Source organism: Stenotrophomonas sp. MMGLT7, from assembly GCF_021168555.1.
Taxonomy (GTDB): domain Bacteria; phylum Pseudomonadota; class Gammaproteobacteria; order Xanthomonadales; family Xanthomonadaceae; genus MMGLT7.
This window is the reverse complement of sequence record NZ_JAJOZS010000008.1, coordinates 19,717-36,510: the sequence shown is the minus strand read 5'-3', so window position 1 is coordinate 36,510 and position 16,794 is coordinate 19,717. Positions and strand designations below refer to the sequence as shown.

Below are 16,794 nucleotides of genomic sequence, written 5' to 3'. Positions count from 1 at the left end.
CGCTCGTTAGGGGGCCCTTTCTCCCTGCCGCGCAGGCAGCTCAGAAAACCCCCTCGTTGCCGGTGACGCCCACGGGACTGTCCACTGCCGCCGCAGGCAACCCGGAAACGCCCTTGCCCAGACCGAATCCGAAGGCCGACTGCCGCAAGCGGGGCAGGCAACGGCGCCAGGCGCTCGGGCCTCCCCCCGGTTCAGCGGCAGCTTGCGTCGCCGTCGGGCTGCGGTGCGCGCAGGCGGTACAGATCGAGCCCGCCGGCCTTCGGCGCCTGGGCCGCGCCGGCGACCAGCAGTTCGCCGGGCTTGCGGTTGTCGATCACCGGGCCCTGCGTGCTGCCCCCGGCGGTGTTGAACGACAGCGCCAGCGGTCGGGCGTCGACGTAGCGGCCGCCCTCGCAGCGTGCCAGCCACAGCTGCACGCCGCCGCTCCCGCTGGAGCGGGCGAAGACCAGGCCGCGGCCGTCCTGCAGCCAGGCCGCGTCGGATTCGTCGCCGGCGCCGTTCACGCCGGGCAGGGGATGCGGAGCGGCGAAGGCGCTGCCGGCCAGGCGCGCGACGAACAGGTCGTATCCGCCGGCGCCGCCATGGCCATTGCTGGCGAACAGCAGCGCGGTTCCGTCCAGGGAGAGCGTCGGCGCGCGTTCGTCGCCGGCGCCGTTGACCGCGGGGCCGAGGTTCTCGGCGGTGCCGTAGCGCCCATCGGCCGCGACCGCGGCCCGGTACAGGTCGCTGCCGCCATGGCCGCCGCGGCGATCGGAGACGAAGTACAGCCAGCGGCCATCGGCGCTGAAGAACGGATCGGTGTCGTCGGCCGGCGTATCCAGCGGCAGCGGCTGCGCATCGCTCCAGCGGCCATCCTGCAGCGTGGCCTGCCACAGGTCCCAGCCGCCGGCGCCGCCGTCGCGGTCGTTGCTCCAGACGATGCGCCGGCCATCGGGCGCGATCGTCGCGCGCGCCTCGTTGGCCGCGGTGGACACCACGCCCATGCCCTCGATGCCGAACTCGGCCAGTCCGAGCGCCGCCGGCGCGCATGCCAGCGCCATCGCGGCGGCAAGCAGGGAAACGGATCTGCGCATGCGCGGCTCCTGGTGACGGGGCGCACAGTCTAGGAGCAGGAGCGTAGCTGCGGCCATCTCCTGCGCCGCATCACTGCCGTCGCGGGCGTCCGGCTTACAATCCGTTCCTGTCCATTGCCATTGCGTGCGCCGCACGCGCGGAGAAACCTGCATGACCCGCACGCGCTATGCCGTCTTCGGCCAACCCGTTGCCCACTCGCTGTCGCCACGGATCCACGCGGCGTTCGCCGATACCACCGGGATCGCGCTCGAGTACACCGCCATCGAAGCGTCGCCGGACGAATTCTCCGAGGTGCTGGAGACGTTCGCCGCCCAGGGCGGGGCCGGCGGCAACGTCACCCTGCCGCACAAGGAGGCCGCCGTGGCGCTGTGCACCACCCTCAGCGAGCGCGCGCGCCGCGCCGGCGCGGTCAATACCCTGGTGCGCACCGCCGAGGGCCGCTGGCATGGCGACAACACCGATGGCGCCGGGCTGGTGCGCGACCTGACCGGCCGCCATCGCCTGGACCTGCGCGGGCGGCGCGTGCTGCTGCTCGGCGCCGGCGGCGCCGCGCGCGGCGTGGCCCCGGCCTTGCTCGATGCCGGCGTGCAGCAGATGGTGGTGGTCAACCGCACGCCCGCGCGTGCCGACGCCCTGGTCGATGCGCTGGGCGAGCCCGCGCGCGTCATCGCCCGCTACTGGGACGACCTGCGCGAACTGGGCGACTTCGAGCTGATCGTCAATGCCACCGCCGCCGCGCGCGGCGACGGCAGCGGCTTCTCGCTGCCGCTGTCGCTGGTCAACAGCATGACCACGGCGGTGGACCTGAACTACGGCGAGGCGGCCATCCCGTTCCTGGCGTGGGCGCGCGCCTCGCAATGCCGCAACCGTGCCGACGGGCTGGGCATGCTGGTGGAACAGGCGGCCGAGAGCTTCGCGCTGTGGCATGGCGTGCGCCCGCAGACCGACCCGGTCTACGCCATGCTGCGCGAGCGCGACGTGCTGCTGGTCACCGCGGACTGAGCGTCGCGATGGTGGATATCCAGACCCTGCTGGTCACGCTGCTCAAGGACGCCGCCTGGCGCCTGCCGGTGCTGGTCGCCCTGGCCGCAGGACTGGGCATGACGATCGCCACGCGCGGGCCGGCGCGCATCCGCCGCGTCGCCGCCATCGGCCTGTCGCTGCTGCTGCTGGCCGAGGTGGCCGGCGCCCTGCTGGGCCTGCTGCCGTTGTGGCTGCTGGGGCAGGGCCGCCCGGGACTGGAGATGATGTCCTCGGTGATGGGCGGCGCCGGGCTCGCGCTCTCGCTGCTGCGCGCGGTGGGCTTCGTCGCGCTGGTGTGGGCGCTGGTGAAGGCCCTGCGAGTACCGGCGGCTTGAAGACGCTGCTGCTGCCGTGGCGTGCGCTGACCGCGACGATCGCCGGTGCGGTCTGCACCGCGCAGGGGGTGTGGACCCTGCTGCATCCGCAGCAGCTGGCCGCGGTCAACCGCGCCGGCTGGCTGTACGAGCGATTCGGCGCGGCCGGCGTGGGCGTCGGCGGGCTGCTGATCGGCCTGGCGATGCTGGTCGGCGGCAGCGTCGCGCTGTGGCGGTGGTGGTCGCGTTGGCGGCAACGCTGAACGGATCCGCGAGACAGGGCAGCCCTTGGCCCGCCGCTCGCACCGCCGGCCTACGCAACCGGGCGCCTTGACCCGTCTGGCCTGCCACTGGCCCGCGACATCGCCGCCTTGGCAGGCTCCGCCGCGGTGGGCCGGGGCCCCTGGAACCGGTGCGGCCGACGCTGAAAGGACAGTTGCTCCTGCGCGGAGGCTGCGTGGTTCAGCTCGAAAACCCGGACGCCGCGCGTCGGCCGCGGCGGCATCGGCGTTCCGGCAACGAAAGCATCCCGGTCTCGGCCCGCGCGACCGGGCATGGGACAATGGCGTCCTGTATCGCAACGGGAACCAGGCAACGGGATGGAGAAGGTCGCACCACGGCGCGGGCTGGACGAGGCGCTGAAGGCCGCCATCCGCGAGGCGTACGCGCGCCTGCAGGCCAATACCCCCGGCTTCTCCACCCGCCGCTCGCAGAGCCAGATGATCGGCGTGGCCTCGCGCGCGCTGGCGCGGCCGGGCGGGGTGGGGGTGATCGAGGCGCCGACCGGCGTCGGCAAGAGCCTGGGCTACCTCACCGCCGCGGTGCCGATCGCGCTGGCGCACAAGAAGAAACTGGTGATCAGCACCGGCACCGTGGCGCTGCAGTCGCAGCTGGTCGAGCGCGACATCCCGGCCTTCCTCAAGGCCACCGGGATCGAGGCCACGGTGGCGCTGGCCAAGGGCCGCACCCGCTACCTGTGCACCCGCAATGCCGCCGACTTGCACGGCGAGACGCGCCAGGATTCGATGTTCGAGGACGAGCAGGTGCTGTACGAGCGCCCGCTCAGCGCGGCCGACGCCGATCTCGCCCGGCGCCTGGCCAAGGCCTTCGCCGACGGCGCCTGGAACGGCGACCTCGACCTCGCCCCCGAGCCGGTGTCGCCGCCGCTGCGCATGCGCATCACCACCCCGGCCTCCGGCTGCGCCGGGCGGCGCTGCTCGCACGCCATGCAGTGCCCGGTGCTGAAGGCGCGCAACGAGGTGCGCGAGGCGCAGGTCGTGGTCACCAACCACGCGCTGCTGCTGTCGGCGCTGTCGCTGGGCGATGCCGACAACGGCCAGCCGCTGATCGCGGCGCCTGCGGACATGCTGCTGGTGCTGGACGAGGGCCACCACGTCGGCGGCGTGGCGATCGACCAGGGTGCGGCCAACCTGCCGCTGGAGGAGATGGCGCGGCGCACCGGGCGGCTGCAGATCCTGATCGCCGCCGCCTACCGCGCGGTGGACAAGGACAGGATCGGCACCCTGCTGCCGAACGAGGCGATCGAGCTGGCCGCGCAGGTGGCCAAGCTGCTCAAGGCCTTCCATGCCGAGGTGGTGCGCGCGTGGACCCCGGACCCGGGCGAGCGCGACCCGCAGTGGCGCGCGCCCAACGGCCGGCTGCCGGAGGACTGGCGCCCGGCGATCGAGGAACTGGGCGAGCAGACCCGCGCGCTGTACAACTGGGTGCATGCCGCGCAGGGACTGGTCGCCAAGGGCAAGCCGGAGGACAGCGCCCGCGAGCGGCTGCAGCGCAGCGTCGGCATGGCGCTGGAGATGGTCGAGCAGCAGCACGCGCTGTGGAGCGGCTGGCGCCGCGAGGACAGCGAGGGCCAGCCGCCGATGGCGCGCTGGATCACCCTCACCCGCGACGGCGACCTGGTCTGCCACTGCTCGCCGGTCTCGGCCGCGCAGGTGTTGCGCAAGCTGCTGTGGCAGCAGGTGGATGCGGTGGTGATGACCTCGGCCACCCTCACCGGCGGCGGCGACTTCCAGTCGCTGGCGATCGACGCCGGCCTGCCCGACGACGCCGAGATGGTGTCGCTGCCCTCGCCGTTCGACCTGCCCAACCAGGCCGAGCTGGTGGTGCCGAAGTTCCCGGCCACCCCGGACGACCGCGAGGGCCATCCGAAGGAGGTCGCGCGCTGGCTGGTGAAGGAACTGGACTGGGGCCGTGGCAGCATCGTGCTGTTCACCTCGCGCTGGAAGATGGAGAAGGTCGCCGACCTGCTTCCTCTGGCGCAGCGCAACCGCGTGCTGGTGCAGGGCGAGGGCAACAAGAGCCAGCTGATCGCCGAGCACCTGCGCCGCACCGGCGCCGGCGAGGGCTCGGTGCTGTTCGGCCTGAACTCGTTCGGCGAAGGCCTGGACCTGCCCGGCGAGGCCTGCACCACCGTGGTCATCACCCAGGTGCCGTTCGCGGTGCCGACCGACCCGCAGACCGCGACCCTGGGCGAATGGCTGGAGAGCCGCGGGCAGAACCCGTTCAACCTGATCGCGGTGCCGCACGCGCTGCGCACGCTCACCCAGTTCGCCGGCCGCCTGATCCGCACCTCGTCCGACCGCGGCCGCGTCGTCATCCTCGACTCGCGCCTGCTCACCCGCCGCTACGGCCGCCGCATCATCGACGCGCTGCCGCCGTTCAAGCGGGTGATCGGCTGAAGCTGCCGCCATGGACCGGCAATCCGTGGCCGGGGAGCCTTGCCGGGGCCTGATTCGCGTGGAGCGTCGGCCCCTGCGTTTCCAGCGGACGTCATCCCCGCGAAAGTGCACTGCTGTCCGGGTAAGTTTCGTCGCTGTGACGGCCAATGCCGGGAAACGCAAGGCTGCCGGTGTGCCGGGGTACTGGCGGGCCTCGATCCAGGCTTGCGCGCCGAGCCTTGGTCCTCGTCATCCCCGCGAAGTGTTTTTCCACAGCCGAATGGCTGGTCAAGCGGGGATCCATGGACGTTCGTGCGGATCGGGGCAACGTCCATGGGCTCCCGCCTGCGCGGGAGCGACGATTGGATTTCCCCGGACCGTAGTGCGCGAAAGCGGGGATCCAGTGCCTTCGACTGGGCACGACAACCAACGGTTGGCGCCGATCAGGTTCCAGGATGGACGCCGCCCATGAACAACCGGAGAACGATCCCATGAACGAAGAAGAGGCATTGCAGGCCGTGGACGCGGCCGAGGCACGGCTCGGCGAGGCCATGCTGGCCGGCGACGTCGCCGCGCTGGAGCGGCTGCTGGCGCCGGAACTGGTGTTCGTCAACCACCTGGGCATGCGCCTGGGACGCGAGCAGGACCTTGCCGCGCATCGCAGCGGCATGCTGCGGATCCGGCGGCTGCAGGCATCCGACCGCCAGGTCCGGCTGCTGTCGGGCGGCGCGGCGGTCAGCGTGTGCGTGCAGGTCGAGGGGACCTACGACGGCCAGCCGGCCAACGGCCGCTTCCGTTTCCTGCGGATATGGCGGGCGCCGGCCGGCGACGGCGGGTGGCAGGTGGTGGCGGCGCAATCGACCCTGGTTGCCTGAGTCCGGCGCGTAGCGCCATTGCGCAACGGGGTGTCCTCGCGTCCGTTCCAGGACCGCCGAAGAACGCCGTGCCGTCCCCCGTCAGCCCTTGCCCAGCACCGCGGCCAGTGCGCGCTGGGCGACGGCGTTCTCCTCCGGCCGGCCGATGCTGATGCGCACCCAGCTGTCGTACGGCGGGAACGCGCGGCCGATCTGCACTCCGCGCGCCAGCAGCCCGGCGGCGACCTGCGCCTGCGGGCGGCCGCTGTCGAAGAACACGAAGTTGCCGGCCGGCTGCGCGTAGCGCAGGCCTAGCCCGTCCAGTGCCTGCAGCCAGCGCGTACGCTCGGCGGCGACCTGCCGGCGCACGCTGGCCAGGTGATCCGGATCGCCCAGGCTGGCGGACGCGGCGGCGATCGACAGCTGGTTGAGCGCGTGCGCGCCGCCGACGCCGCGCACGCGCAGCGCGGCGGCCAGCGGGCGCGGCACCAGCGCGTAGCCGATCTGCAGCCCGGCCAGTGCATGCAGCTTGCCCAGCGTGCGGAACACCGCCACGTTGGCGCCCTCGCGCAGGTGCCGCACCGCGGTCAGCCGCGCGAAGTCCTCCTGGTAGTCGAGATAGGCCTCGTCGACGATCACCAGCGCGCGCCGCGCCGCCGCGCGCACGAAGGCGTCGAACGCGCCGCCCTCGCTGAGCGTGCCCGACGGGTTGTGCGGATTGACCACGAACAGCGCGCGCGTGCGCGGCCCGACCGCGGCGGCCAGCGCCGGCAGGTCGTTCTCCAGCTTCGCATCCAGCGGCACTTCCACCGCGCGGCCGCCGAACGGCGCGGCGGCATCGACCAGCGCGCCGTAGCCCGGCACCGAGTAGACGAACTCGCCCGCGCCCTGGCTGAGCGCCAGGTGCTGGCCGAGCGCCTCCAGCACCTCGCCGATGATCACCTGCTCCGGCGCCACCCCTTCCAGCGTGGCGATCTGCCGCTGCAGCGCCTCGGCCTGCGCCGTGGTGACGTAGCGCGGGGCATCGGCCAGCGCGCGCTGCACCGCCGCGGCCACGCGCGGCGAGGGGCCGTAGCTGCTCTCGTTGAGGTCCAGGCGGATGAGGCTGGAGGCGGCCTCGCCCGTCTTCGCCACCGCAAGACCGCGTGCCTTGGCGGCGGCCGGTGCCAGCACGGCGGCGGCGACGCCGAGGCCGCCGGCGCGCAGCCAGCGGCGGCGGGAAGGATCGAAGGCAGGGATATCGGTCATGTGGATTCTCGTGGGCAAATGCGCGCTCGCGGCTATGGCAGGGGCGATCGTAGGAGCGACTTCAGTCGCGATCGAGGCTTTACCGGTGAAGCCCATCGCGACTGATGGCTCGGAGGCCACGCAGAGTCGCTCCTACCGGAAGACCCGTGGAGGCCGTCCGCCTCAGAACCGGGTCTCGATGCGCGCGTAATAGTAGGTCCCGCTCCAGCCGAACGGCGACAGCTCGCTGTACGGGAACACGCCATAGGTATCCGCGCCGGATACCGCCGCGGTGGTGGCGATGTTGCGGGTCGGGTAGGTGTTGAACACGTTGTCCACGCCCAGCACCAGCTTGAACGCGTCGCTGAAGCGGTAGGACACGTCCAAGTCGGTCACCCACTTCGGTTCCAGCACCTGGATCACGTCGTAGTTGCCGGCGCTGCCGGCCTCGGTCGGCAGCGAGCTGAAGCGGGTCGAGCCCTTGGCGAACTCGGCGACGTTGGCCGCGCTCTGGTTGGTCGCGGCCACGCCCTGGATCTCGCCGTAGCGGTGCGTGCTCAGGTTCAGCCCCCAGCGCCGCACGTCCCAGCCCAGCCCGAGCACCAGGTTGTCGCGCGGCTGGCCCTTCTCCACCCGGGTACGCTCGGTGACGTCGAACAGCGGCGTGCGCACGCCCAGGTCCAGCAGCTCCTGCGGCGTGCTCGCCACGTGCTGCAGCTCGGTCTTGTTGCGGTTGTAGGCCAGCGTGGCGGTGAGGCGGCCATGGTCGCCCAGTTGCCACAGGTAGCGCGCGGAGAAGTCCACGCCGGTGGTGCGGGTGTCGGCGGCATTGCTGAAGTAGCGCACGCTGGTCACCCCGGGCGAGCCGAGCGCGGCCAGGTAGTCGCGGATGGCGCTGGAGCCGGAGGCGTCGACGAAGTTGCTGGACAGGAAGATGCGGTCGTCGATGTCGATGCGGTACACGTCCAGCGAGGCCACCAGCCCGCGCCAGCCCCAGGTCAGCCCGGCGGTGAGGTTGGTGGCCTTCTCCGGCTTGAGGTCGCGCGCGCCCAGCGCCCGCGCCTCCACCGAGTCCACCGGCGCGGTGCGCACCAGCACGTACTCGGGCAGGCCGGTATCGACGTTGTTGAGGGTGCGGCTGCTGGTGGAGCTGTAGTACTGCTGCGCCAGCGCCGGGGCATGGAAGCCGGTGCTGGCCGAGGCGCGCAGGGCCACGCCTCCGCCCAGCTCGTAGCGCAGCGCCAGCTTGCCGTTGGTGGTGGAGCCGAAGTCGCTGTAGTCCTCGTAGCGGCCGGCCAGCGAGACCAGCAAGCGGTCGGTCACGTCGGTCTCGGCCTCCGCGTAGGCGGAGACGTTGTGGCGTTGGTAGTCGCCGGCATCGCCCGGCTGGATGCCGGCGAAGCCCTGCGAACCGATGGTCGGCACCGTGCCGGCGGCCGGGCCGTCGAGCACGCTGTACGGTCCCCACAGGTAGGAGGCCTCCTCGCCCGGCGAGATCTCGTAGCCGTCGCGGCGGTACTCGGCGCCCAGCGCCAGCCGCAGCGGCGCGTGCCAGCCCAGCTCGAAGCTGTTGGCGAGGTCCAGGTTGGTAGTCCACTGCGAGGCGGCGTAGCGGCCGTTGTAGAACGCGGTCGGGCTGCCGGCGCCGAGGGTGGCGTTGAGCGTGTTGCGGGTGCGGTACTCCAGCTCGTTGCGGCCGTAGACCGTGCTCAGGTCCCAGCGCCAGTCGCCGGCGTAGCCCTTCAGCCCGGTCGCCAGCGAGGCGTTGGTGCTTTGCGTGTCCACCCACGGCAGGAAGCCGTCCGGGTAGATCGCACGCACGTTCTCGCTCTGCCCGGAGCGCCGCAGCGAGGCGTTGGAGCTGCCGTCGCTGACGCCGTAGCCGCCGAAGGCGTAGAACTCCAGGCCCTCGGCCCAGGCCAGCGGCTTGCGCAGGTTGCCGAACACGGTCTTCTCCACCGTGTCGGCGGTGTCGGCGAAGCGCCACAGCCCGGCACGGTCGATGCTGGCCTCGCGCGGGTCGGCCACCGCGCCGGCCGCGGCGCCGCCGATCGGCGTCAGGCCGATGCCCGAGCCGTAGTTGCCGGAGAGCGCCACCGGCTGGCCGTCGGCGCCGATGCCGAAGTACTGCTGACGGGTGTCGGCCTGCGCGCGGTTGGCGCCCTTGCGGTCGCGGTAGTCGGCGGTGAAGTGCACGCCGCCGCCCTCGGGGAAGGCGAAGCCGGCATCCAGCGAGACCTTGGTGGTGTCGCCGCCGCCGTCCTCGGTGCTGCCGTAGCTGGCGGTGCCGTCGAAGCCGGCGTCCTCGCGCAGCACGATGTTGACCACGCCGGCGATGGCGTCCGAGCCGTACTGTGCCGAGGCACCGTCGCGCAGCACCTCGATGCGCTCGATCGCGCTGACCGGGATCGCGTTGAGGTCGGTGGACACCGCGCCCTTGCCGACGGTGCCGCCGGTGTTGACCCAGGCGCTGGCATGGCGGCGCTTGCCGTTGACCAGCACCAGCGTCTGGTCGGGCGAGAGCCCGCGCAGCGTCGCCGAGCGGATGTGGGTGTTGCCGTCCGGCGTGGTCGGGTGCGGGAAGTTGAACGAGGGCAGCAGCGACTGCAGGATCTTGCTGACGTCGGTGTAGCCGCTGTCGCGGATGTCCTCGGCGCCGAGCACGTCGATCGGCACCGCCGAGGCCAGTACCGTGCGCGGCTGCGTGCGCGCGCCGATCACCGTGACCTGGTCGAGGGTGGCGACATCGCCGGCGGGCGTCTGCGCCAGCGCAGGCGTGGCGAAGGCGGCGAGCAACGCGGTGGACAGCAGGGTCCGCTGCAGCGGGAAGTGGCGGAGCATGGGAAGTCCTGGGGACGGATGCGGTGGATGGGAGGCGCAGGCGATGCGGACATCGGTGACGAAGGTGGCCGACGTGCGGAGGCGATGCGTGGGTGTTTTGCGTTTTTTTTTACACCACCACCGGCGCGCGTCAATCGGACCGGGGCGCGCAGGGGTTGCGCAGTGTCGCGGCCGGTGGCGCCGCTGCAACGCCAACAGGCTGAATATGCGGGGTTTTTGCCGCGACGCGAGACATGCGCGGGCATGCCATGACCAAGGCGAATGAGCTGATAACCGCCCCCTATCCGTCATGCCCTGCACGAACGACCGTGGCAGCGACCGTAGGAGCGACTTCAGTCGCGATGGGGCTTCACCGGGAAAGCCCCATCGCGACTGAAGTCGCTCCTACAGCCCCTCCTACAGCCCCTCCCACAGCTTTCAATTGACTGCGCGAAAGCCGCGGATCGCCCGCCGCCGCGCCCTGCCCATGCCGGCCAGCAGCATCCAGCCCGCCGCCGCCGCCACGCACAGCCAGCCGAACACGTCGCCGCTGCGCTTGTACGGCGTCGGCAGCGCGGCGCCGACCGGTAGGTCGGCGATCAGGCTGGCGCCGGCGGGCATCGCCGCGCTGGGCGCCTCGCCGACGATGCGTCCGTGGGCGTCGCTGACACTGAGCAGTCCCTCGCGGGCCGAGCGCACCACGGCATAGCCGCTCTCCACGCCGCGCACCAGGGTCATGCGCGCCCCCATCCACGCATCGCGATAGGCGAAATCCCAGGCCGGGACCAGCATCACCGCGGCATCGCGGCGGCCGTAGCCACGCCCCAGCGCCGCGAAATGCATGTCCTTGCAGATCGCCAGGCCATAGCGCGCGCCGCCGATGGCGTGCACGTTCCAGGCGTCGCCGCTGGCGTAGCGCTGCGCGCGCTCCGGCGGCGCCAGGTGATGCTTCTCGTAGTTCTCCACGCGCGTGCCGGCCGGATCGAACAGCCAGGCGTAGTTGCGCGCCGCGCGGCCATCGTCGATGGCGATGCCGACCTCCAGCCAGACACCGTGTCGCGCGGCGATCTCGCCGAAGCGTTGCTGCCATTGCCGTGCGGCGTCCGGCGCGAGGATGGCGATCTTCTCCGGCAGCACCACCAGCGTCGCCCCCTGCGTGGCCAGCTGCGCCACCAGCGCCTCGTAGCGGTCGACGATGGCGCCGGCATACGCGGGCGAGGCTTGCGGGCCGATGGCGTCGTCGATCGAGGCCAGCCCCACCCGCACCGTCGCCTCACCGGCCGGCTGCTGCAGGCGCCACCAGCCCAGACCCAGCGCAGCCAGCACGACCAGCGCCGTCGCCGACGCCGCAAGCAGCGGCCGCTCGGACCTGCCGCGGCGCCAGATCAGCACGGCCAATGTGGAAGGCACCAGGCACAGCACGAACACGATGCCGGCGGTGCCGGCCAGCGACGCCAGCGGCAGCACGGCCGGGAAATCGGCCTGCGAGTACGCCAGGCTGCCCCAGTTCCCGTCCGGCAGCAGCGCTGCCTGCAGCGTGTCCACCGCGCTCCTGCTGGCGGCCACCAGCGCGGCCAGCAGCACCGCCGCGCGCGCCAGCCAGCGGCGCTCGATCGCGAAGGCCAGTACCAGCAGCGGCACCGGGGCGATCCATGCCAGCCATGCCGCGGGTTCGGGACCCAGGGCGGCATGCAGTATCGATCCGGCGGCGAGGGCGAACGCGAATGCAGCAAGCGGCCGGTGGACGGAAATCGGCGAGGCCATGTGGGGTCCACAGCAGAGGACGATGCCGACGATGATGGCGTGGCCGATCGCTTCGGGGCCAGGGCTGGAAGTCACTTCCGGCGGCGCCTCGCGGTAGCGGTCGCCCGCCCCGGGAGCCGCCCGGCACGGTCTGGCCGGGCGGATAGAACTTCGCCCTAAAGTACCGGCGGGTCGGGCCGATAGGTGCTGTGACACTGACTGGAAGGCTGGCCCACATGAAAGTCGATCCGAGCATCCCGTACCTGGGTTCGCTGCTGGCGCTGGTGCTGTGCACCGCCGGCGCGGTGGCCGCGCTGCTGTTCGCGCGGCTGCACCCGCTGCTGCATGCCGGCTGGTTCCAGGCCCTGGCGGTGGTGTCGCTGCTGGTGCTGCTGGTTTCCTATCGCGCCCTGGGCCGGCCGTTGACCGAAGAGGAAGCCGCCGCCTACGGCAAGCGCTGACGGTGCGCGGTTGCGCCGGCATCGGCTGAGCGCGCCGCGCCGGTGGCCGCCCGGTTGCTAGAATCGACGGCAGTTTCCCGTCCGTCCCGGTGTCTGGCATGCGCAATCCCCTGCAGGAACAACTGCTCAAGGCCGGCCTGGTCAAGAAGAGCGCGGTGGCGCAGGCGGTGCGCGAGCAGGCCAAGCGGCGCCAGGGCAAGGGCAAGCCGGCCGACGGTGCCGAACCGCAGGTCGACGCCCAGCGGCTGCAGGCCGAACGTGCCGAACGCGACCGCGCCCTGGCCGCCGAGCGCAACGCGCAGGCCCGTGCCAACGAACTGCGCGCGCAGGTGCGACAGATCGTGGAGGCGCACCGCATCGAGCGCCGCGGCGAGATCGAGTACCGCTTCGTCGATGGCAACGTCATCCGCAGCGTCCTGGTCGATGCCGCGCAACGTACCCAGCTGGCCAGCGGCGCGCTGGCGATCGCACGCCACGGCGAGGGCTTCGAACTGGTCCCGCGCGCGGCCGCGGACAAGATCGCCGAGCGCGACCCGGCGATGCTGGTGCTGGACCACGGCCGCACCGACAGCGCGGCCTCCGGCGACAGCGAGGACGACGCCTACTACAGCCGGTTCAAGGTGCCGGACGACCTGATCTGGTAGTGCGGCAAGCCGCGCTGCGGAATGGCGCCGGCTTGAACGAGTCGTCAGGCAGCGGCCTGTTGCAAGGCATGAAGTGCGTCCATGGCCCGCCGTGCCTGCTCGACTGGAACGAACACATGGTCGTGATGAACGCCCGCAACTACATTGCAACTGATACCCGCTTGCCCAAGTGCCCTGGAAAAAGCCGCCGTCAGTCCAACAGCCGCGAGATCGGAGTGCACCGTCAGGGTGATCCAGGCTGCCGTGAATGCAACGGCCAGTCCAAGTTCCAGGGCATCTGCCTCACTCAGTATGAGGGAGAGCCCTTCCGGCTCCTGGATGGAGGCAACGATGCGGGACGGGTCAAGTGCCAGGCCAGGCGGCGAGCTGACAAATGCATAGCGGCCGGGGTTGAGGACCGGCTGCATATGGGCGACAAGAGTGTCGAGGTCGCTGATCGGGTCCATTCTGCTGCCTAACGCCAGGATCGGGTTTCGCCGCGCAGCGGGGCAGGCGCGAATGGATTGCCAGGCGCGCACCTACACGCTTGCAATGATGGCCGCACGTTGACGCTCATACTCATCCCGGGTGATCTGGCCTTGCTCCAGCAGCACATGGAGCCGTTCCAGGCAGACATCGGTGCCTTCGGCGAGTGCGCCGGCCACATACGGCACAGGAGCAGGTTTGCGGCGTGACAGATGCACGACCAGCCATACAAGACCGCCGATCAGCACCAGCGGGACTACAAGAAACAGCACGAGAACAAGCCAATGCCAGAGGCTGAAACCGCCCATGGGAACTCCAGAGCCTCAGGTTGACGGGATGGCGCCTGGTAGCGCCTCGACCCAAGCCGAGCGTGGAAGCAGCCTGGGCCGGAATGGGGCGTTGGTGGAATCTACTTGCTCCAGCGCCATCGCGGTGGCTCACCCTTGAGCCAGCACACGGCTACCAGAAGCAATGCGACCACCCCAGTGCCGACGACGAATGGCATGGGCCGACTGGCTGGCGGGAAAACGAAGAACATGGCCGCCAGGAGAACCGCCGCAACCCCATAGGCAACCCATCCTTGCCATCTCAACGGCAGCCCCCATCCCCAGCCATAAGTCCTTGCACTGAACCAGTAGTCTTTCGATTGCATGATTCTCCCCATGTAGAACGCCTGATCAAATTCGTGTCGCGAAGCGGCGCAGGCTCGAATGGACTGTCAGGCCGGGCAATGCGCCCCAGCCAGATGAAGGCGCATGGATACGACATCAGTGCCCTGCCGCCGGGTCCCCGGTTGGTGAAGGCGTCCCCGGTATGCTCCGCTGCCGTGGCGACGCGTTCAAGTTGTCCATGTCCGAGAAGATCAGCCATGGCCCGCCGGGCGTGCGACGCAACGTGAGGGTGAACTTTCCCGTGTCGCCGGGCTTACTGCCGTAACCGTACGCACCGATGATGTAGCCGACCGTATCTGTGGCAGCAAAAGCGAGTGCCCGTAGCCGTAGGGGGCCGCCTTCTCCTTGACCTTCATAGGCTGCCTGGATCGCCGGACGACCACGGACCGGCGGATGATTGCTCTGCAGCACGAATCCATCCTCCGCAAACAACGAGGCGAGGGCGGCCGCATCGCCGGCACGCCATGCGCGCTCATAGTCGCGGAGCACCCGATCCAGCTGAGGCGGCAATGCGACATCCGCAAGCTCCGAGCCCGTTGCTGATTCCGGGGCGTTCTGCGCAGAAAGTGGACCCGCCGCCAGCATCAGGCCGAGGACGGCAGCAACGAGCATGGAATGACGCATATGCCTTGACCCCACTGGAACCGTTGGCGGACTAGTGCTTGAATCAAGCCGGCCCGCTAAGCGGGTCGGCTCGAATGAACTGTCAGTGCTCACTGAGTGGGGTGAATAACCCCAGGAATCCTCCGCTGTCGACCACGTACCTGCGCGGACCATTCGGAGTATTGACGATTATGTGCTCGCCATAGCCACCGACTGCACCCCACGACACTACCTTGGTGACCTTTACATTCAACGGGGTCCTCAATGTCTCCGTTACTCGATGGGATTCATTTACCGAATCCTCACCAATGAGGCAGCGTTTGGCAAGTGGTGTGCCAAGCCAGAGTGCAAGTGTGGATTCCGCGACGTCGCAGGTCACGACTGCTGCCGATCGTTTGAGAGTGAAGGAATCACCAACCCCTATGGGAAGAGAGCTGGACTTCCTTTCTGTGTGGACGCAGCCCGTGGTGACTGTAGACAGGAAGACAAGTACAGCGAGATTTCTCATGAACGCTGACGCCTCGAATTAACTCGCGCCGCGACGCGGCATCGGCTTGAATGAATTGTCAGGCGCCAGCCCGCGTACGCCCGATGAGACCCAAGTGGGTGAACCCGAACCCGGTAGAGTACTTGAGGCCGTAGCCGAGCGCACGGTCGAAGCCGATATGGGTCGTCCAGATGATGCCACCCGTGACGGCTACTGGAGCGGACAGGAGGATCCCGGCAGCAAGCAGCGATAGGGCACCGACGAGAGTGTGCGCGAAGTTGTACGACGTGGCACCCGCCCTCGGCCCTGCCAGGTAGCCGAGGAAAGACAAGTCGGGCGCGAAGAAGAACAACGCAAAGACTCCCCAGCCCATGCCAAACCTTTCATAGGCGAGCAGGCCAACCGCCAGAAGGGCCAGGCCTTCGAGCCGAAGCAAAAGCCGCACGCCACCTGTTACCGAACCTGTCACAAAGCTTCTCCTGGTGCTTGACGCATGAATCGAGCCGACCAGCGAAGCCGGCTCGGCCTGGATGAATTTAGGCCTTTTCTGGATAGAACCGCGGCATGAGCGCGAAGACACCCCAGCCCAGGTACTCTCGCGTGTAGGCGGCATGGCGTCCAGGCTCCGTCAACGCCGAGTTCTTCGGCGCGTGCCTTCGCCTTCTCGGTGAACAACGAACTCATGTCGACGCCGGTGCCAATGATGCCGTGGTCGCGTGCCCAGGTGCACAGCATCTCTCCCGAGCCACGAGTACACGTGCTCCTGGCTCCAGACGCAATGCAGCGCCTAGCGTGGCGAACTTGTCGGGCGTGAACGGATTGTGGATGCGGTGGGCACTTTCCGTGATGCTGGATATTCTCGGGATATCCAAGGCGTGAATTTCCTGGGGAGATGCGAATGGAACCGATAAAAAAATAAGTCCTGCACTAAGCAGCGCCGCGAAGCGGCGTGGGTCAGGTTTCACCTGGCTTGTCCGATCCAGAGGCGATTGCCGTCCGGATCCTCAATGCGGAACTCGGTCATGTCGTAGAAAGTGTCGTCCACCTCCGGAATGTCCAGCCCGTTCTCCCGGGCACGCTTGTGGAAGTCCTGTAGGTTTTCCGGATAGAGATAGAGGACCGAAGTCCTGGGGATGCCCGGATGGAGATTGATGGACTGATCGACCATAAGCCGGTGGTCGCCACAGCGGAGCATGGCCCAGCCCCATTCATCGTTTCGGTTCTCAACCGAGAAGCCGAGCTTCTCATAGAACTCGACGCTGGCCGGCATGCTTGCAACGGGTTGCATTGGAATGAGGCGGTTGAGGCCCATATGAACTCTCCCTGAGGCGCCTAACGCCTGAATCAGGCGGCGTCGGCTAGATTGAATCGTTAGCGAGCAGCGATATCCGTCAAGTACGCGATCGCGATACTTTCCGCCGCCTCATTCGCCACCACGTGGCCAGCCCCGACCGAGCGCCGAAGCCAGCGGTAGAGATCAACTGCCGCATAGAGGCAACGAATGCACGACTCGCGATCGTATGCGGCTACTGTCGCCTGAAGTTGCGAAGCGCGACAAGGGGCTGATGTCTCCACGCGGAGCACCCCCGCCGGTCGCGCGCCTTCTTCCATTAATATCATAGGCCCAAGTACGTGGGCGCGCAGAAAAGCAAGAAAATCCTCTGCCTCGAACAGTCACCCCGACCTATCTAGAGCGTCGCGTGATGGACCCACACCCAGAAGCGGTCCTC

Annotated in this window: 16 protein-coding genes; 7 read left to right on the top strand and 9 right to left on the bottom strand. The window is 69.5% G+C overall.

From position 1 onward, the window contains the following. Nucleotides 1-191: 191 nt before the first annotated feature. Nucleotides 192-1,073: a TolB-like protein gene (locus tag LRX76_RS11425; protein ID WP_231805263.1), complete on the bottom strand. Its 882-nt coding sequence runs from the start codon at nt 1,071-1,073 to the stop codon at nt 192-194. A gap of 151 nt (nt 1,074-1,224) precedes the next feature. Here LRX76_RS11425 and aroE point away from each other — a divergent pair, with 151 nt between their 5' ends. The 5 genes from aroE to LRX76_RS11400 all read left to right on the top strand — a co-directional run bounded on the left by aroE (nt 1,225) and on the right by LRX76_RS11400 (nt 5,964). After that, nucleotides 1,225-2,076 (top strand): shikimate dehydrogenase, encoded by an 852-nt coding sequence (gene aroE, locus LRX76_RS11420; RefSeq protein WP_231805261.1) that lies wholly within the window; start codon nt 1,225-1,227, stop codon nt 2,074-2,076. A gap of 11 nt (nt 2,077-2,087) precedes the next feature. Continuing rightward, complete coding sequence (locus LRX76_RS11415) at nt 2,088-2,432, top strand: hypothetical protein (RefSeq protein WP_231805259.1); 345 nt, start codon at nt 2,088-2,090, stop codon at nt 2,430-2,432. Between the two features lie 8 nt (nt 2,433-2,440). Beyond that, nucleotides 2,441-2,674 carry a hypothetical protein gene (locus tag LRX76_RS11410; protein WP_231805528.1) on the top strand — a complete coding sequence of 78 codons (234 nt, stop codon included), beginning with the start codon at nt 2,441-2,443 and terminating at the stop codon, nt 2,672-2,674. Between the two features lie 336 nt (nt 2,675-3,010). Continuing rightward, nucleotides 3,011-5,110 carry an ATP-dependent DNA helicase DinG gene (gene dinG, locus LRX76_RS11405; protein ID WP_231805257.1) on the top strand — a complete coding sequence of 700 codons (2,100 nt, stop codon included), beginning with the start codon at nt 3,011-3,013 and terminating at the stop codon, nt 5,108-5,110. Between the two features lie 470 nt (nt 5,111-5,580). Further along, entirely contained in the window at nt 5,581-5,964 is a 384-nt protein-coding gene (locus tag LRX76_RS11400) for a nuclear transport factor 2 family protein (RefSeq protein WP_231805255.1), read from the top strand. A gap of 81 nt (nt 5,965-6,045) precedes the next feature. Here the strand turns inward: LRX76_RS11400 and LRX76_RS11395 are convergent, their stop codons facing one another. The 3 genes from LRX76_RS11395 to LRX76_RS11385 all read right to left on the bottom strand — a co-directional run bounded on the left by LRX76_RS11395 (nt 6,046) and on the right by LRX76_RS11385 (nt 11,754). Beyond that, a complete protein-coding gene (locus LRX76_RS11395; protein ID WP_231805253.1) occupies nt 6,046-7,191 on the bottom strand; it encodes a histidinol-phosphate transaminase in 1,146 nt (381 codons plus the stop codon). 162 nt (nt 7,192-7,353) lie between these two features. Continuing rightward, nucleotides 7,354-10,011 (bottom strand): TonB-dependent receptor, encoded by a 2,658-nt coding sequence (locus tag LRX76_RS11390; RefSeq protein WP_231805251.1) that lies wholly within the window; start codon nt 10,009-10,011, stop codon nt 7,354-7,356. 417 nt (nt 10,012-10,428) lie between these two features. Then, nucleotides 10,429-11,754 (bottom strand): carbon-nitrogen hydrolase family protein, encoded by a 1,326-nt coding sequence (locus LRX76_RS11385; protein ID WP_231805249.1) that lies wholly within the window; start codon nt 11,752-11,754, stop codon nt 10,429-10,431. A 215-nt stretch (nt 11,755-11,969) separates the two neighbouring features. Between LRX76_RS11385 and LRX76_RS11380 the strand changes: the two genes are divergently transcribed. Both LRX76_RS11380 and LRX76_RS11375 read left to right on the top strand, forming a co-directional pair. Next, on the top strand, nt 11,970-12,194 hold the full coding sequence (locus tag LRX76_RS11380; RefSeq protein ID WP_231805247.1) for a hypothetical protein: 225 nt from the start codon (nt 11,970-11,972) through the stop codon (nt 12,192-12,194). 98 nt (nt 12,195-12,292) lie between these two features. Continuing rightward, nucleotides 12,293-12,838 (top strand): DUF2058 domain-containing protein, encoded by a 546-nt coding sequence (locus LRX76_RS11375; RefSeq protein ID WP_231805245.1) that lies wholly within the window; start codon nt 12,293-12,295, stop codon nt 12,836-12,838. A 44-nt stretch (nt 12,839-12,882) separates the two neighbouring features. Here the strand turns inward: LRX76_RS11375 and LRX76_RS11370 are convergent, their stop codons facing one another. From LRX76_RS11370 to LRX76_RS11350, 5 genes are all read right to left on the bottom strand, one after another. After that, the gene (locus LRX76_RS11370; RefSeq protein WP_231805243.1) at nt 12,883-13,284 is read right to left on the bottom strand and encodes an ACT domain-containing protein; all 402 of its coding nucleotides are present in this window, start codon (nt 13,282-13,284) and stop codon (nt 12,883-12,885) included. Between the two features lie 72 nt (nt 13,285-13,356). Beyond that, nucleotides 13,357-13,611 (bottom strand): SHOCT domain-containing protein, encoded by a 255-nt coding sequence (locus LRX76_RS11365; RefSeq protein WP_231805241.1) that lies wholly within the window; start codon nt 13,609-13,611, stop codon nt 13,357-13,359. A gap of 459 nt (nt 13,612-14,070) precedes the next feature. Further along, on the bottom strand, nt 14,071-14,559 hold the full coding sequence (locus tag LRX76_RS11360) for a nuclear transport factor 2 family protein (protein WP_231805526.1): 489 nt from the start codon (nt 14,557-14,559) through the stop codon (nt 14,071-14,073). Nucleotides 14,560-15,143: 584 nt separating this feature from the next. Next, the gene (locus tag LRX76_RS11355) at nt 15,144-15,533 is read right to left on the bottom strand and encodes a DUF4260 domain-containing protein (RefSeq protein WP_231805239.1); all 390 of its coding nucleotides are present in this window, start codon (nt 15,531-15,533) and stop codon (nt 15,144-15,146) included. Nucleotides 15,534-16,025: 492 nt separating this feature from the next. After that, a complete protein-coding gene (locus tag LRX76_RS11350) occupies nt 16,026-16,376 on the bottom strand; it encodes a VOC family protein (protein WP_231805237.1) in 351 nt (116 codons plus the stop codon). Between the last annotated feature and the right edge of the window lie 418 nt (nt 16,377-16,794).

Bases quoted from the DNA above. Each gene is read 5' to 3' on its own strand.
- LRX76_RS11390 (WP_231805251.1), bottom strand. From the start codon at position 10,011: ATGCTCCGCCACTTCCCGCTGCAGCGGACCCTGCTGTCCACCGCGTTG.
- LRX76_RS11425 (WP_231805263.1), bottom strand. From the start codon at position 1,073: ATGCGCAGATCCGTTTCCCTGCTTGCCGCCGCGATGGCGCTGGCATGC.
- aroE (WP_231805261.1), top strand. From the start codon at position 1,225: ATGACCCGCACGCGCTATGCCGTCTTCGGCCAACCCGTTGCCCACTCG.
- LRX76_RS11350 (WP_231805237.1), bottom strand. From the start codon at position 16,376: ATGGGCCTCAACCGCCTCATTCCAATGCAACCCGTTGCAAGCATGCCG.
- LRX76_RS11395 (WP_231805253.1), bottom strand. From the start codon at position 7,191: ATGACCGATATCCCTGCCTTCGATCCTTCCCGCCGCCGCTGGCTGCGC.
- LRX76_RS11400 (WP_231805255.1), top strand. From the start codon at position 5,581: ATGAACGAAGAAGAGGCATTGCAGGCCGTGGACGCGGCCGAGGCACGG.
- LRX76_RS11375 (WP_231805245.1), top strand. From the start codon at position 12,293: ATGCGCAATCCCCTGCAGGAACAACTGCTCAAGGCCGGCCTGGTCAAG.
- LRX76_RS11370 (WP_231805243.1), bottom strand. From the start codon at position 13,284: ATGGACCCGATCAGCGACCTCGACACTCTTGTCGCCCATATGCAGCCG.
- dinG (WP_231805257.1), top strand. From the start codon at position 3,011: ATGGAGAAGGTCGCACCACGGCGCGGGCTGGACGAGGCGCTGAAGGCC.
- LRX76_RS11365 (WP_231805241.1), bottom strand. From the start codon at position 13,611: ATGGGCGGTTTCAGCCTCTGGCATTGGCTTGTTCTCGTGCTGTTTCTT.
- LRX76_RS11360 (WP_231805526.1), bottom strand. From the start codon at position 14,559: ATGCTGGCGGCGGGTCCACTTTCTGCGCAGAACGCCCCGGAATCAGCA.
- LRX76_RS11385 (WP_231805249.1), bottom strand. From the start codon at position 11,754: ATGGCCTCGCCGATTTCCGTCCACCGGCCGCTTGCTGCATTCGCGTTC.
- LRX76_RS11380 (WP_231805247.1), top strand. From the start codon at position 11,970: ATGAAAGTCGATCCGAGCATCCCGTACCTGGGTTCGCTGCTGGCGCTG.